This window comes from Streptomyces sp. NBC_00887, from assembly GCF_045207585.1.
In genome coordinates this window covers 528,892-542,323 of sequence record NZ_CP108788.1, presented here as the reverse complement: position 1 = coordinate 542,323, position 13,432 = coordinate 528,892, and the positions used below count along the sequence as shown (strand labels likewise).

At 69.4% G+C, this 13,432-nt stretch carries 13 protein-coding genes; 8 read left to right on the top strand and 5 right to left on the bottom strand.

The window, feature by feature from the left end; genetic code table 11:
- From OG844_RS02600 to OG844_RS02590, 3 genes are all read left to right on the top strand, one after another.
- Nucleotides 1-258 (top strand): acyl carrier protein, encoded by a 258-nt coding sequence (locus OG844_RS02600; protein ID WP_329214410.1) that lies wholly within the window; start codon nt 1-3, stop codon nt 256-258.
- Between the two features lies 1 nt (nt 259).
- The gene (locus OG844_RS02595; protein ID WP_383187178.1) at nt 260-739 is read left to right on the top strand and encodes an SRPBCC family protein; all 480 of its coding nucleotides are present in this window, start codon (nt 260-262) and stop codon (nt 737-739) included.
- A gap of 70 nt (nt 740-809) precedes the next feature.
- A complete protein-coding gene (locus OG844_RS02590) occupies nt 810-1,139 on the top strand; it encodes a TcmI family type II polyketide cyclase (protein ID WP_406387826.1) in 330 nt (109 codons plus the stop codon).
- 81 nt (nt 1,140-1,220) lie between these two features.
- Here OG844_RS02590 and OG844_RS02585 read toward each other — a convergent pair whose 3' ends face one another.
- Together OG844_RS02585 and OG844_RS02580 are read right to left on the bottom strand one after the other, a co-directional pair.
- The gene (locus tag OG844_RS02585) at nt 1,221-2,312 is read right to left on the bottom strand and encodes a methyltransferase (RefSeq protein ID WP_406387825.1); all 1,092 of its coding nucleotides are present in this window, start codon (nt 2,310-2,312) and stop codon (nt 1,221-1,223) included.
- A gap of 34 nt (nt 2,313-2,346) precedes the next feature.
- Nucleotides 2,347-3,435 carry a nitrous oxide reductase family maturation protein NosD gene (locus OG844_RS02580; RefSeq protein WP_406387824.1) on the bottom strand — a complete coding sequence of 363 codons (1,089 nt, stop codon included), beginning with the start codon at nt 3,433-3,435 and terminating at the stop codon, nt 2,347-2,349.
- A 191-nt stretch (nt 3,436-3,626) separates the two neighbouring features.
- Here OG844_RS02580 and OG844_RS02575 point away from each other — a divergent pair, with 191 nt between their 5' ends.
- From OG844_RS02575 to OG844_RS02565, 3 genes are all read left to right on the top strand, one after another.
- Entirely contained in the window at nt 3,627-3,869 is a 243-nt protein-coding gene (locus tag OG844_RS02575; RefSeq protein ID WP_406387823.1) for a DUF397 domain-containing protein, read from the top strand.
- A gap of 73 nt (nt 3,870-3,942) precedes the next feature.
- Entirely contained in the window at nt 3,943-4,344 is a 402-nt protein-coding gene (locus OG844_RS02570) for an ACT domain-containing protein (protein ID WP_406387822.1), read from the top strand.
- A 47-nt stretch (nt 4,345-4,391) separates the two neighbouring features.
- Nucleotides 4,392-4,892, top strand: a complete 501-nt coding sequence (locus OG844_RS02565; protein WP_329214424.1) for a hypothetical protein — start codon at nt 4,392-4,394, stop codon at nt 4,890-4,892.
- Here OG844_RS02565 and OG844_RS02560 read toward each other — a convergent pair.
- Entirely contained in the window at nt 4,831-7,095 is a 2,265-nt protein-coding gene (locus tag OG844_RS02560; protein WP_406387820.1) for a terpene synthase family protein, read from the bottom strand. The two genes, OG844_RS02565 and OG844_RS02560, sit on opposite strands and share 62 nt — an antisense overlap.
- A gap of 239 nt (nt 7,096-7,334) precedes the next feature.
- On the opposite strand from OG844_RS02560, the gene OG844_RS02555 reads away from it, so the two are divergent.
- On the top strand, nt 7,335-8,666 hold the full coding sequence (locus OG844_RS02555; RefSeq protein WP_406387819.1) for an N-acetylmuramoyl-L-alanine amidase: 1,332 nt from the start codon (nt 7,335-7,337) through the stop codon (nt 8,664-8,666).
- A 92-nt stretch (nt 8,667-8,758) separates the two neighbouring features.
- On the opposite strand, the gene OG844_RS02550 is transcribed toward OG844_RS02555, so the two are convergent.
- Entirely contained in the window at nt 8,759-9,895 is a 1,137-nt protein-coding gene (locus OG844_RS02550) for an aminoglycoside phosphotransferase family protein (protein ID WP_406387818.1), read from the bottom strand.
- 231 nt (nt 9,896-10,126) lie between these two features.
- On the opposite strand from OG844_RS02550, the gene OG844_RS02545 reads away from it, so the two are divergent.
- Nucleotides 10,127-11,623 carry a hypothetical protein gene (locus OG844_RS02545; protein ID WP_406387817.1) on the top strand — a complete coding sequence of 499 codons (1,497 nt, stop codon included), beginning with the start codon at nt 10,127-10,129 and terminating at the stop codon, nt 11,621-11,623.
- Between the two features lie 95 nt (nt 11,624-11,718).
- Here the strand turns inward: OG844_RS02545 and OG844_RS02540 are convergent, their stop codons facing one another.
- Complete coding sequence (locus tag OG844_RS02540; protein WP_406387815.1) at nt 11,719-13,152, bottom strand: PP2C family protein-serine/threonine phosphatase; 1,434 nt, start codon at nt 13,150-13,152, stop codon at nt 11,719-11,721.
- Nucleotides 13,153-13,432 lie beyond the last annotated feature (280 nt).

Genomic DNA, 13,432 nt, shown 5'->3' with positions numbered 1-13,432 from the left:
ATGACCACTCAACTGACCTACGAGGAACTGGCCGCGCTCATGAAGAACGGCGCGGGTCTCACGGTCGACCCGCTGGCGATGGAGAGCCGTCCCGGCTCGGCCTTCGACGAGTACGGCCTGGACTCGCTCGGCCTGCTCGGCATCGTGGCCGTGCTCGAGAACCGGTTCGGCCGCCCGCTGCCGGCCGACGCCGACCGCTGCAAGACCCCCGGCGAGTTCCTCGACCTCGTCAACAACACCCTCGTGACAGGAGCCTGAAGTGTCCGGACACACGGAGAACGAGATCACCATCGCTGCCCCCCTCGACCTCGTCTGGGACATGACGAACGACCTCGAGCACTGGCCGCAGCTGTTCAGCGAGTACGCGTCCGTCGAGGTGATCGAGCGGAAGGGCCAGACGACGAGGTTCCGGCTCACCATGCACCCGGACGACAACGGCAAGGTCTGGAGCTGGGTCTCGGAGCGCACCACCGACCGGCCGGGGCGCACCGTGAACGCCCGCCGTGTCGAGCCCGGCCCGTTCCAGCACATGGACATCCGGTGGGAGTACTCGGAGGTCCCCGGTGGCACGAGGATGCACTGGCGCCAGGACTTCGCGATGCGTCCGGACGCACCGGTCGACGACGCGTGGATGACGGACAACATCAACCGCAACTCCCGCGTCCAGCTGGAACTCATCCGCGACAAGATCGAACAGCGTGACCGGGAGCGCCGCTCCGCCTCGGTCCCGGCCAACTGACGCCGTGCCCGTCCACGGCCGGCCCGCGACACCGGGTCCGGCCGTCCCGGGTACCCAGAAAGGCAGCCCGATGCACCACGCTCTGATCGTCGCCCGGATGGCGCCCGAGTCCGCCCCGGACATCGCCGAGTTGTTCGCCGAATCCGACAACACCGAGCTTCCCCACCTCGTCGGCGTCAACAGGCGCACCCTGTTCCAGTTCGGCGACGTGTACCTGCACCTGATCGAATCCGACCGGCCCCCCGGCCCGGAGATCGCCAAGGTGACGCAGCACCCCGAGTTCAAGGCCATCAGCGACCGGCTCACCGCCTTCGTGAGCCCCTACGACCCGCAGACCTGGCGCGGTCCGAAGGACGCGATGGCCCAGCAGTTCTACCGGTGGCAGCGCGAAGGCGTCTGACGCGACCGAGGACCGCCCCGGGTCCGGCACCTAGGTGCCGGACCCGGGGCGGTCTCCGTGTACCGCGGTCCGTCGTGGATGTCAGTCCGGTACGACGCACTCGAACGCGTGGAGATACGCGTTGACCGGGCGGACCTCGCCGACCCGGAGGCCGGCCTCGGACATCCGGCCGAGCAGGCTCTCCCTCGTGTGCTTCGCGCCGCCGACGTTGAGGAGGAGCAGCAGGTCCATGGCCGTGGTGAACCGCATCGAAGGCGTGTCGTCGACCAGGTTCTCGATGATCACCACGCGGGCGCCCGGACGGGCCGTTTCGACCACGTTGCGCAGGGTCCTGCGGGTGCTCTCGTCGTCCCACTCGAGGATGTTCTTGATGATGTAGAGATCCGCCTCGACCGGGATGTCCTCCCGGCAGTCCCCGGGCACGATCGACACGCGCGACGCCAGTGAGCCGCCGTCGCGGAGCCGGGGGTCCGCCTTCGCGACGACACCGGGCAGGTCCAGGAGCGTTCCGTGGACCGTGGGGTGCTTCTCCAACAGGCTCGCGAGCACATGCCCCTGGCCGCCGCCGATGTCGACCACCGAGGACACCCCGGTGAGGTCGAGGAGCTCGGCGACATCCCGCGCCGACTGCATGCTGGACGTGGTCATGGCGCGGTTGAACACATGGGCGGACTCGCCCGCGTCCTGGTGGAGATAGTCGAAGAAGCCCTTGCCGAACGTCTCAGGGAAGACGCTGGTCCCGGAGCGCACGGCGTCGTCGAGCCGCGGCCAGACCTCCCACGTCCAGGGCTCCGTGCACCACAGCGAGATGTACCGCAGGCTGTTCGGATCGTCCTCGCGCAGCAGCCGGGACATCTCCGTGTGGACGAACCTGCCGTCCCCGTTCTCACCGAAGATGCCGTAGCAGCACAGCGCGCGCAGCAGCCGCTGCAGCGGTACGGGCTCGGTGTGCACGGCCTGGGCGAGCTCCGCCGCCGAGGCGGGCGTGTCTCCCAGCGCGTCGGCGACGCCCAGCCGGGCCGCCGCCCGGACGGCTGCGGCGCAGGCCGCCCCGAACGCCAGCTCCCGCAGCCGCATGGCCGGCGGCGGGGCCGGAGCGGCGGTGGGGGCCAAGGGCGCGGCGATGGTGGACGCCACAGGGGTGGTGTCGGGGGTGGGACTCACGGTGGTCATACCGTCTCGTTCCTCCTTGTACGGCGGTGGTCCATTACTCGGCACACATTCCGGCCGGTACGGACGTCCCGCACCGGTTGCTGGTGAAGGTGTTGCCCTTGCCCGTGGTGTCCCTGTTGGCCAGGTCGGCGGGCTTGTTGCCCCGCACGAGATTGCCCGTGATGGCGTTGTCCGTGTTGAGGGCGCCCACGAAACTCTTGAACAGCAGGATCCCGCCGGAGAGCGGGGTGGCCCCCACGTTGTTCCGGATGTCGTTGCCCCGTACGACCGTGGCCTCGCTGCCGGTGAGGACGATGCCGGACCCCTGGATGGCCGACAGCCGCGGGGTCGCCGCGCAGAACTTGTTGTTCTTGAGGATCCGGTTGCCGCTGACGGTCATCGCGCCGGCCGCGGGCTTGGACTCGTCGCCCACGACGAAGACCCCGCTGCAGTTGCCGCTGATGAGGTTGCCGTCGATCAAGAGGTTCCTGACCCGCCGGGCGGTGACGCCGATGCGGTTCCCGCGCAGGGTGTTGTTCTGGATCTCGGTCCCACGGGTGTCGGTGGCGCCGCCCTCCTCGCTGACCGAGTTCGCGATGAAGATCCCCGCGTCACCGTTGGCGGTGGCGGTGTTGCGCCGGAAGTCCCCACGCGTCGAACGCTCCTGGGCGACGCCCCAGGTGCCGTTGTTCCTGGCGGTCACCCGGTGGACGGCCAGTCCGTCGGTCCAGGAGGCCCAGATGCCGCTCTTCTTGAAGCCGGAGACGGTCAGGGACCGGATGTGGACGTCCTCGACGATCCGGGTCCTGGTGCCCACGACGCAGATGCCGTTGCCGCCCGCCGCGCACGTGTTGGCGGCCTTGGTCTTCTTGGTCGCCTTCGCCGGCATGATGACGGTCCGGCCACCTGTGCCGCGCAGCGTCAGTCCCGGCTTCGTGATCAGGACGCTCTCGCGATAGGTACCGGGCAGGACGACGACGGTGCCGCCGGGTCCTGCGGCGTTCACCGCCTTCTGGATCGAACCGCCTGGCCGGACCACGTGCTCGCGCGGTGCGGCTGCCGAGGACGGAACCACTGCCGCGCCCATCGCCGTAGCCGTGATGACAGTGACGCCTACCAGGCATTTGATGTGTCTTTTCCTCATGAGCCGAAGCTATGGGCGATGACCGCCCGCTGCCACGCAAGGTGAGCGTATGGATACATGGCGTGCCTGAATGGCTTACTCGTTCCGCTGCCCGCCGGTGCCCGGCGCATGACGCCGGGCTCTGCCGCGCCCTGTCCCGGGCCGTCGGCGGTGGCTAGGCTTTGGCCGGACGACGAGCGGGAGGAGAAGCCGTGACGGAGAGCACCACCGGCCGCCAGCAGTTCGCCAGCTGGGACAAGCCGGAGCTCGACCTCAGTGACGCGGACTGGCGGTCGGGCAGCCAGGGTGCGGGTGATGTCCAGATCGCCTTCGTGGAGGGATTCGTGGCGATGCGCAACGCCGGCAAACCCGGCAGCCCTTCGCTGATCTTCACCCCGGCCGAGTGGCGGGCCTTCGTGATCAACGCGCGGGACGGCGAATTCGACCTCGTGTGAGCCGTGCCCCGGCGTCCGTGCGGGTGCCGTCACCACGAGCGGCACCGCACAGGAGAGCCGTAACGTTGCCCCCATGACCGGCGAGCGCGATCTGCGAAAACTGCTGCACGGCATGCGACCGGAGCTGAATCCCGGCCGTTACGTCTTCACGACGGTGCCGGACGGTGAGGTGCCCGGCGGTGTGACCCCGGTGGTCGCCGTCACCGAGCGCGAGGGGCTGACCCTGGTGGTACCCGAGGCGCAGGCGCTGGAGTCCGGACTGGCCCACGACTTCGTCGCGGGCTGGATCACGCTCCGGGTGCACTCCTCCCTGGACGCCGTCGGCCTGACCGCGGCGGTCTCGCTGGCCCTCACCGACGCGGGGGTGAGCTGCAACGTGGTCGCGGGATTCCACCACGACCACCTGTTCGTTCCGTACGCGCGTGCGACCGAAGCCGTCGAGCTGCTGGAAGCGCTGGCCGCGGAGTCCGCTTAGGGAGTGCCCGGCTCCGCAACGTGAGCCGGGACACGTAACATGGCTGCATGTCCTTCCTCCGCCGCCGTAGCGCCGCCACACCCGCGGGCCCGGACTTCGACGTCCTGGCCATGGATCCGGGGGACTGGCCCGGCAACCTCGGCGCCGGTCTGCTCCCCGCTCCCGACGGGAGCTGTCAGGGCGTCTTTCTGCGCTACGACCTGTTCGGCGGCCGCGGCCCGGCGATGATCATCGGCAATCTGCCGGAGGGGTCGCCCGCCCGCGAGACCGAGGAGGGCCAGGTCCCGTTCGAGGTCGCCCAGCTCCTCCTCGCGCTCGAGAACGACGAGCCGGTCGAGGTGACCGGCACCGAGGACGTCCCCGTCATGCAGGGGGACGGCCTTCTGATCGTGCGCAGGGTCAAGCTCTCGGAGAGCCGTATCTCCTGCGTTCAGTTCGACCGGAGCGACGGCGTGCTGGTCACCATCGCCAGCTGGGACCGGCCGATCACGGACGACCTGTACGCGCTGCTGAAGCCATTGCCAGCGGAGCTCTTCCAGCAGGGCTGAAACGTCCCTGCGCGGTCAGCAGCTGCGTCACCCGTGCCGCCGACGTACCGAACCCCGTGGGGCCACTGAGATGCCACGGGGCACCGGTGCCCCGCCGTAGATCCTCCTCCCGGTAACGCCGGCAGTCGCGGTGCCAGATCAGGATCCCCGCCATCCAGTGCTGGAGCTCCACGACATAGCCCGCGAGGACCTCCCGCGCCTCCGCGTCCAGTCCGAAGTCGTCGTACAGCACGGGGAGTTCGCGTTCGGCGATGTGTTGGAACTGGCGCATCCGCGAATTCATCAGATCGTCCACGATCGACACGGCCGTCGGATAGTCCACCCCGAAGAAGTTCTGCACGACCAGGACACCGTTGTGCACCTCGCCCTCGTACTCGATCTCCTTCTGGTACGAGAACAGGTCGTTGACGAGGCAGGCGTAGTCCGACGCCGCGTTCTCCAGGGAGCGCAGGGGACCACTGCGGTAGACAGCGTCCGGCACCTTCCTGCCGTGACCCAGCCGGCACAGGCTCATCGTCAGATCCGAGCCGAACGTCGCCCTGCGCATCTCGACGTAGTCCACCGGGTCCGGGATCCGGTTCTGCGCCTGGTTCGCCAGCTCCCACAGCCAGCTCGCCGTCATCGACTCGACCGCGTCACGGAACGTACGGCGCCCGCTCGCGTCCATCGGCTCGACGGTCCGCCGCCAGAGGTCGGCCAGCCCCCGCTCCAGGGCGTTGACCGGCTCGGGCACGGACGTCCCGTCCAAGGGCATGAAGAGGGACAGCCGCTCGTTGGCCAGCCGGGCCCCGGCAAGGTCACGCGTCCGGCCGTGCACCACGGGGAACCAGTCGTCGCCGTACGTTCCCCAGGTCAGCCACTGCGATGACAGGTCGAGCTCGTCGGGCGTGGCGTCGGGGTGCAGGCCCGCGGCGCAGAGCGGCAGATCGGCCGCGACAAGCCGTTCCTCGTCCCAGATGTGCGAACCCGGCACACCCGGCTGAGCCTCCAGAAGCCCCATCCGGCGCGACCAGTCCACGATCCGTACCCGGGCCCCGTCCAGGTGCGGACTCAGCGTCGTGGTGAACGGCATGTCGAAGTCGGGCAGCAGGGACGGGCCGACGTGCTGGTACGGCACATGGGTGTGGCCGCGCAGACGGGCCGACTCCGAACGGGGCGTGAAGCGGATGGAGGCGGCCGCCATTCCGAAACCGGGCACAGCGCCGTCCGTGCCACCGCCGTTCATGTAGCGGCTGGAGCGCATGTGCCACTCGTGGCCGCCCGACTGCCAGTCCTGAAGCCCCTTGACGTACGCGAGCACGGCGACCGTCTCCTCGGGTGTGAGCCCCCTCTCCGCGCAGAGGGGCCCGAGTTCGGTGAGGGCCGTGTTCTCGAACTGCTGGAGCCGCGAGGTCAGCAGATCGTTGACGGCCTCGGCCGCCTCCTGGGTCGAGCAGCCCAGGAACGTCTCCAGGACGAGCACACCGTTGCTGTTCTCGCCCTCGTCCTCGACCTCACGCTGGTACGAGAACAGGTCGTTGCGCAGGTGGACCCCGTCGGAGAAGGCGTCCCGCAGCACCCGCAGTGCCCGCGCATCGGCCACCGACGCCGGAACCTCGGCATTCGCCGCGTACTCCACCAGCCCCGCCGACCAGGGTGCGCCGCCCACCTTGCGCCGCATCTCGATGTACTCGACGGGGTTCGCGATCCGGCCCTCGTTGATGTTCGCGAGCTCCCACAGGGACTCGTTGAGCAGATTCTCCGTAGCCTCGGCGAACCTGGCCCGCCAGGCGTCGGACATGGCCGGCACGGTCCTGACCCAGAGGTCGGCCAGACCCGCCTCGACCGGGTTCGCTGGCTCGGGCGTCGCCGCCCCCCGCTCCATCGGCATGAAGGCGGGCAGCCGGTCCAGATACCGCTTCCCGCCCTCACGGTCCGGAGTGCGCTTGAACAGTTCCAGGAAGTGGTCGTCGAAGAAGAAGACCCACACATACCAGTCGGTGACCAGGGAGAGGGCCTCGGACGAGCAGTCGGGGTGGGTGTACGCGCACAGCAGCGCGTAGTCATGGGACTCGAGGTCCTTCTCCTCCCAGATGCCGGACCCCTCGAGCATCCCCATTCCGCGCGCCCACTCCCGGGTATGGCTCCTGGCCGCCTCCACATGAGGGTTGAGACGCGCCGGATACGGCACGTAGAAGTCCGGAAGGGAGAAGGGCTGTGCCATGTGTGCGTCGGCCTTTCGAGAACTCCGCCCGGTCCGCTCGGACCGGTCCTGTCGGCGGCAGCACTACCCCTCGGCCATCCGGGGCACGCACAGTCCGAAATAGTCACACAAGCTCAATACCCGTGGCCCACTGTGCTCTTGACTCACCAACACCTCACGTCACAGAGTGTCCGCCGACGGCGGAACGCTGAGATCACCTCGGGAACGCCTCCGGTAGGCCCGGCCCAGGAAGGGTTGTCATGACGTCCAAACAGAGGACCAGGCTCGCACTCGCACTGACCACCGCGGGAGCGCTGAGCGTCGCGCTCCTCGCCCCCGCGACGCAGGCCGGCGCGGACGCGGTACGGCCGGAATGCCCGCGCAGCCTCAACTGCGACTGGGTACCGGCGGCCTACCAGCAGACCGGCGATCCGGCCGACAAGGACACGTACGGCAATTACGACACGGCGGACCGGCCGCACAGCAACCCGGTCAAGTTCATCGTCCTGCACGACACCGAGGTGGACTACGACACCACCCTGAAGATCTTCCAGAACCCGCTCAACCAGACCTCCGCCCACTACGTGGTGCGCTCGGCCGACGGCCACGTCACCCAGATGGTGAAGAACAAGGACGTCGCCTGGCAGGCGGGCAACTGGTACCTCAACACCCATTCCATCGGGATCGAGCAGGAGGGTGTCGCTGCCGAGGGCGCCAAGTGGTACACCCCGGAGATGTACCGGTCCACGGCCCGGCTCGTGCGTCACCTGGCAGCGAAGTACGACATCCCCCTCGACCGGCAGCACATCCTCGGCCACGACGGCGTGCCGCCGACCGGCGCGGCCGGTACGAGGAACATGCACTGGGACCCGGGCCCGTACTGGGACTGGAACCGCTTCATGGCCCTGCTCGGCAGACCCGCCGTGCCCAGTGCACCCAAGGACAGCGAACTGGTCACGGTCAGCCCCGACTTCGCCAGGAACGAGCAGGCGTTCCGCGACTGTGAGAAGGGCGTCGACCTGCCGTTGCAGGGGAGCAGCGCGGTCCCGCTGCACACCGGGCCCTCCGACGACGCCCCGCTCTTCTCCGACCCGGGGCTGCACCCGGACGGTTCGGCGGGCACCAACTGCGCAGCCGACTGGGGCAGCAAGATCAGCGCCACCCAGCAGGCCGTCGTCGCGGAACGGGCCCGGGGCTGGACGGCGATCTGGTGGTACGGCCAGAAGGCGTGGTTCCGCACTCCCGGCGGTACCCGGGTCACCGTTCCCACGTCCGGCCTCGTCGTCAGGCCGAAGGCGGGCAGGACCGAGGTGCCGGTGTACGGAGTGGCGTACCCGGAAAAGGGGGAGTACCCCTCGGACTTCGTGAAGCCGACGGTGGGCACACCCCTCGTGTACACGATCAAGGCGGGGCAGGCGTTCCCCGGCGGAGGTGAGGCGCCCACCGGCTACTACTACGCGCCGACGATCGACGCGTCGAAGCCGTACGACCACACCTACTTCACCGGCGCACAAAAGTACCTGACGGTGCAGATCGGGCACCGGATCGCGTTCGTGAAGGCGTCCGACGTGGATGTGGAACGGGTGCGCTGAGAACAACCGGTCAACATGCTGCGGGACCGGCGTGTCGGCACCGGTCCCGCAGCACTCGTCCCCCGTCGGTCAGGTTCTCCGGCCCGGCGCGCTCAGCGAGTGCCCACTGCGGCGCGCACGGCGCGCCGCGCCATGGCGCAGTCGTCGTGCAACCTGCGCAGCAGCAGACGCTGTTCCTCGCCCGAGGAGAGCGCGCCCTGCCGGGCCTGGCCGCCACCCGACGGCGCCCCTTCGCGCATCGCACGCTGGACGGCGGTCTCGTACGTCCGGATCTCCCGGGTCAGTACGAGCATGAGGTTCACCAGGAACGCATCACGTGCCGCGGCACCCGGCGCCTGCGCCAGCTGGCTGATCTGGCGGCGCGCCGCCGGTGCGTCACCGAGTACGGTCCAGAGCGTCGCCAGGTCGTAGCCCGGCAGGTACCAGCCGGCGTGCTCCCAGTCGACCAGCACCGGGCCGGTGGGCGGCAGCAGGATGTTGGAGAGCAGCGCGTCACCGTGACAGAACTGGCCCATGCCCCCCCGGCCGCTCGCGTGGGCCAGACCGTGCAACAACTTCTGCAGGTCACCCAGATCACGGTCGGTGAAGAGCCCCAACTCGTGATACCTGGCGATGCGTGAGGCGTAGTCCAGCGGTGCGTCGAACAGGCCCGCCGGAGGTCGCCAGGCATTGATCCTGCTGACCGCTCCGAGGGCCGCCCGCACATCCGCCCGGGGCGGTGCCTCCGCGGGGTGCCTCGTCAGCGCCGCGACCCGGCCGGGCATCCGCTCGATCACCAGCGTGCAGTTCTCGGGGTCGGCTGCGATGAGTCGGGGGACCCGAACCGGTGGACGATGCCTGACGAAGGCGCGGTACGCAGCTATTTCGTGCCGGAACCGCTCGGTCCACACGGGGGAGTGGTCCAGTAAGCACTTGGCCACCGCGGTCGCACGGCCGGTGGTGCCGACGATGAGCACCGAGCGCCCACTGCGACGCAGCACCTGGACCGGATTGAACTCCGGACAGATGCGGTGCACCGAGGCGATGGCCATCCTCAGCTGCGCACCCTGAGGGCCGGACAAGTCGAGTCGCCCGCTGAGGGGTTGGGCGCCGGTGCCCGCCGCCCGCCGGGTCCGACCCATGCCGGACGCCGGCGAGGCGGCGTTGGGGTCGAGAAAGGGCCCGCCGCCCGCACCCATGGGGCGGAACGCGCGGGGTGGGGCGGACACGGAGGACGATGCTGTGTACATGGGCGAGACAGATCCCTTCGTGCGCCGACAAGTTACGTGCGCCGCCCCGGCCGACGGCCGTTCGGCACCCTGGGGAGTCCCGAGGGCTGCCGGGCGGGGTGGCGCACTCCTACCTGACACCGGGTCATGGGTAGTGGACCATCTGGCGCACCCTGGCGAAGCCTGGCGAATAGTCACTCAGCATCTGACAGCGGGTTAGTGTCAAGTCAGCCGAGAACCTGGGGGCTTGACGTGACCGGAGAACCCAACACCCGCCTTTCTGATCTGTTCGGCCTGGCCGGATGGTCCAAGGGGGAGCTAGCGAGAATGGTGAACCGGCAGGCGGCGGCCATGGGCCACCTCCAGCTGGCCACCGACACCTCGCGGGTCAGGCGCTGGATCGACATGGGGGAGTCCCCCCGAGATCCCGTGCCCGAAGTGCTGGCAGCTCTGTTCACCGAGCGGCTCGGCCGTGTCGTGACCATCGAGGACCTCGGGTTCGGCCGACGCGGGCGTGTGGGGAAACGGCAGGACACCGGGACGGAGAAGAATCCCGACGGAATGCCGTGGGCGCCCGAACGGACGGCAGCGGTCCTCACCGAATTCACGGGAATGGACCTCATGCTCAACCGACGCGGCTTGGTGAGCGCGGGCGCCGCGCTCGCCGCTGGCTCAGCCATCACAGGCGCCATGCACGACTGGCTGCATTCCGACCCCGCCCCGGCGGCCAAGGCAGCCGGCCTCAACGACCCCATGTACGCCGACGCGGCCGGCTTCGACCGGTACGAGGCCGCCCCCATCGGATCCGAGGAGATCGAGGCCCTCGAGCGCTCGGTCGAGGTATTCCGTGCCTGGGACGCCTCACGCGGCGGAGGGCTTCAGCGCAAGGCCGTCGTGGGCCAGCTCAACGAGGTGGGAGGCATGCTCGCCTACCACCACCCCGACCATCTGCAGCGCCGGCTGTGGGGCGTCGCCGCCAACCTCGCAGTCCTCGCGGGCTGGATGTCCCACGACGTAGGCCTCGAACCCACCGCCCAGAAGTACTTCGTCATCGCCGCGCATGCGGCGCGCGAGGGGGGAGACCGGCCGAGGGCCGGCGAGGCCCTCTCTCGCGCGGCACGCCAGATGGTTCATCTGGGCCGTCCGGACGACGCCCTGGACCTGATGAAGCTCGCCAAGTCCGGTTCGGGGGAGGAGACTCTGCCCCGCACACAAGCGATGCTGCACACCATCGAGGCTTGGGCCCAGGCGTCCATGGGGCGCGGACAAGCCATGCGGCGCACGCTCGGCGAGGCCGAGGAGCTCTTCGTCTCGGACAAGGGCGACGTGCCGCCCCCGAGCTGGATGCAGATGTTCGACGAGGCGGACATGCACGGCATGCAGGCCCTGGCGTTCCGTACGCTCGCGGAGCACGATCCGGCTGTGGCCGGCACGGCCCAGCGCCACGCGAAGCAGGCGCTCGAGCTCCGTATAAACGGTCGTCAGCGGTCCAAGATCTTCGACTACATCTCGCTGGCGTCGGCCTGCTTCATCGCCGACGACCCCGAGCAGGCCGACCGGTACGCACGGCTCGCCCTGGTGTCGATGGGGGAGACCTCCTCCCACCGCACCTGGGACCGCCTGCGCGAGATGTACCGGCTCACCGGTCAGTTCGCGGGGTACGCCAAGATCGAGGACCTTCGCGAGGAGATCCAACTCGCCCTGCCGCAGAGCACGTTCACCCAGAAGCCGAGGGGCTCACAGATCTGATCCGGGGCGCCGTCGACCGGCGCAGTGCCGTCGTCCGGCCCAGTCGGAGCAGCGAATCAGCACATCCACGGGCGGTCGTGCCGTCCTGCGATTCCTCATGCCCCGACGCGGGCCACCAGCACACATGCGTCGTCGAGCCGTTCGGTTCCGCCGAACTCCTCGACGACAGTCCTTACGCAGTCCTGCGCCGTGCGGGCCTGCGCGAACCGCGGGGCCAGGCCCAGCAGCGCGTCCGGGCCGGCACTGCGGTCCCTCTGCCGTGTCAGCCCGTCGGTGTGCAGCATCAGCACATCGCCGGGAAGCAGGGTCACCTGGTCCTGCTCGTAGGAGACGGCGGACGCCGCGCCGAGCAGCACGCCGTCCGGCATCGGAAGAGGACGCCCCACTCCGTTGCGGAAGAGCAGCGGCGCGGGGTGACCTGCCTGCGCCCAGGCGAGCGTGCCTGTCGCAGGGTCGAACCGGCAGCACACGGCGCTGCCCAGAACGGGCTGGACCGAGGATTCGATCAGCTGGTTCAGATGGCCCATCACGGCGCCCGGCTCGATGCCGGCCATCGCCATGCCGCGCAGCGCGCCCAGCAGCATCGCCATGGCCGAGGTGGCGGGGATTCCGTGGCCCGTCAGGTCACCGACGGTGAGCAGTGTCCTGCCGTCGGGGAGCTGCAGCGCGTCGTACCAGTCGCCGCCGATCAGGTTGCTCGACTCCGACGGAAGATAGTGGGCGGCGGTGTCCAGGGCGCCGGAGCCCCGGCCGGGAGTGGCGAGTGATCCGCGCCAGGGGGGCAGCACGGCCTCCTGCAGTTCCACGGCCATCCGGTGCTCGGTCCGCGCGATCTGCTGTCCGCGCCGCAGCGAGTCCCGGGTCCGGCTCATGAGGTGCTGACTGCGCCGGAGCCTGCTGACATCGCGCAGGACCGCCCACATCGAGGCGGTGCAGCCGTCGGCGTCGAGAACGGGTTCGCCCATCATGTGAACCGTGCGCATCCGGCCGTCGGGCAGCAGGATCCGGAATTCGCCGTCTATCGGCCTGCCGTCGACCAGGCAGTCGGTGACCATCGACATCAGCAGGGGCTGGTCCTCGGCGAGGAGCAGGGACGGCAGCTCGTCCAGGGACAGCGGCTCCGTTTCCGGTGACCTGCCGAAGATCTGGTAGAGCTCGTCCGACCAGCTGACCTCGTCGGTGAGCAGATTCCATTCGGCGCTGCCCACCCTGCTGAGGAGCGAGCCGGGCCGCGGTACGTCCGTCGTGTCCCCGTCGGCCGCCCCGGCGGGTTCGTCGTCCGCCTCCGCCGGAATGCCGTCCTTGAGCTGTCCCAGGTGCTCACCGAGGTCGTCGAGCTGGTGGACGGCCAGATCGCAGAGCGCGCGCTGCCAGCGCACCTGGGGGTCGTCCTCCTCGATGACCGAGGTGTCCCGCCGCACGGCATCCACGTCTCCGCGCAGCCGTCGGGTCCGGCTGATCAACGCCTCGACGGCATCTCGCTCGGGCGGCTGGGGGGCGGGGCGGTCCGCGAACGTATGGGACGGCATCTCGTACTCCGATACAGGCATGGCACGGCCGGTTCATGGGGGTGGACCGAACACGACTGTTGCACAGGCTCGGGGAGCCCGTAAGGGATTTGGCAACACTCGATGCGTTGTTGCTTCCGGCATATGCCGTCGGCCGAGTGAGGTGAGGTCTCGCCGAACACCCTTGCCTTTACGCGGGTGTTGACGCAAGTCGTCGGGCGTGAGCGGCTGCGTGTACGCCCGCGTGCGGGGCTGTCGCGCGGCGCACCTCTGCGGGGATCAGGGCATATGCGTGCTCCGG

What these genes read in the sequence shown, in the direction of transcription:
- OG844_RS02600 (WP_329214410.1), top strand. Translation starts at nt 1, where the DNA reads ATGACCACTCAACTGACCTACGAGGAACTGGCCGCGCTCATGAAGAAC.
- OG844_RS02590 (WP_406387826.1), top strand. Translation starts at nt 810, where the DNA reads ATGCACCACGCTCTGATCGTCGCCCGGATGGCGCCCGAGTCCGCCCCG.
- OG844_RS02585 (WP_406387825.1), bottom strand. Translation starts at nt 2,312, where the DNA reads ATGACCACCGTGAGTCCCACCCCCGACACCACCCCTGTGGCGTCCACC.
- OG844_RS02580 (WP_406387824.1), bottom strand. Translation starts at nt 3,435, where the DNA reads ATGAGGAAAAGACACATCAAATGCCTGGTAGGCGTCACTGTCATCACG.
- OG844_RS02570 (WP_406387822.1), top strand. Translation starts at nt 3,943, where the DNA reads ATGACCGGCGAGCGCGATCTGCGAAAACTGCTGCACGGCATGCGACCG.
- OG844_RS02565 (WP_329214424.1), top strand. Translation starts at nt 4,392, where the DNA reads ATGTCCTTCCTCCGCCGCCGTAGCGCCGCCACACCCGCGGGCCCGGAC.
- OG844_RS02560 (WP_406387820.1), bottom strand. Translation starts at nt 7,095, where the DNA reads ATGGCACAGCCCTTCTCCCTTCCGGACTTCTACGTGCCGTATCCGGCG.
- OG844_RS02555 (WP_406387819.1), top strand. Translation starts at nt 7,335, where the DNA reads ATGACGTCCAAACAGAGGACCAGGCTCGCACTCGCACTGACCACCGCG.
- OG844_RS02550 (WP_406387818.1), bottom strand. Translation starts at nt 9,895, where the DNA reads ATGTACACAGCATCGTCCTCCGTGTCCGCCCCACCCCGCGCGTTCCGC.
- OG844_RS02540 (WP_406387815.1), bottom strand. Translation starts at nt 13,152, where the DNA reads ATGCCGTCCCATACGTTCGCGGACCGCCCCGCCCCCCAGCCGCCCGAG.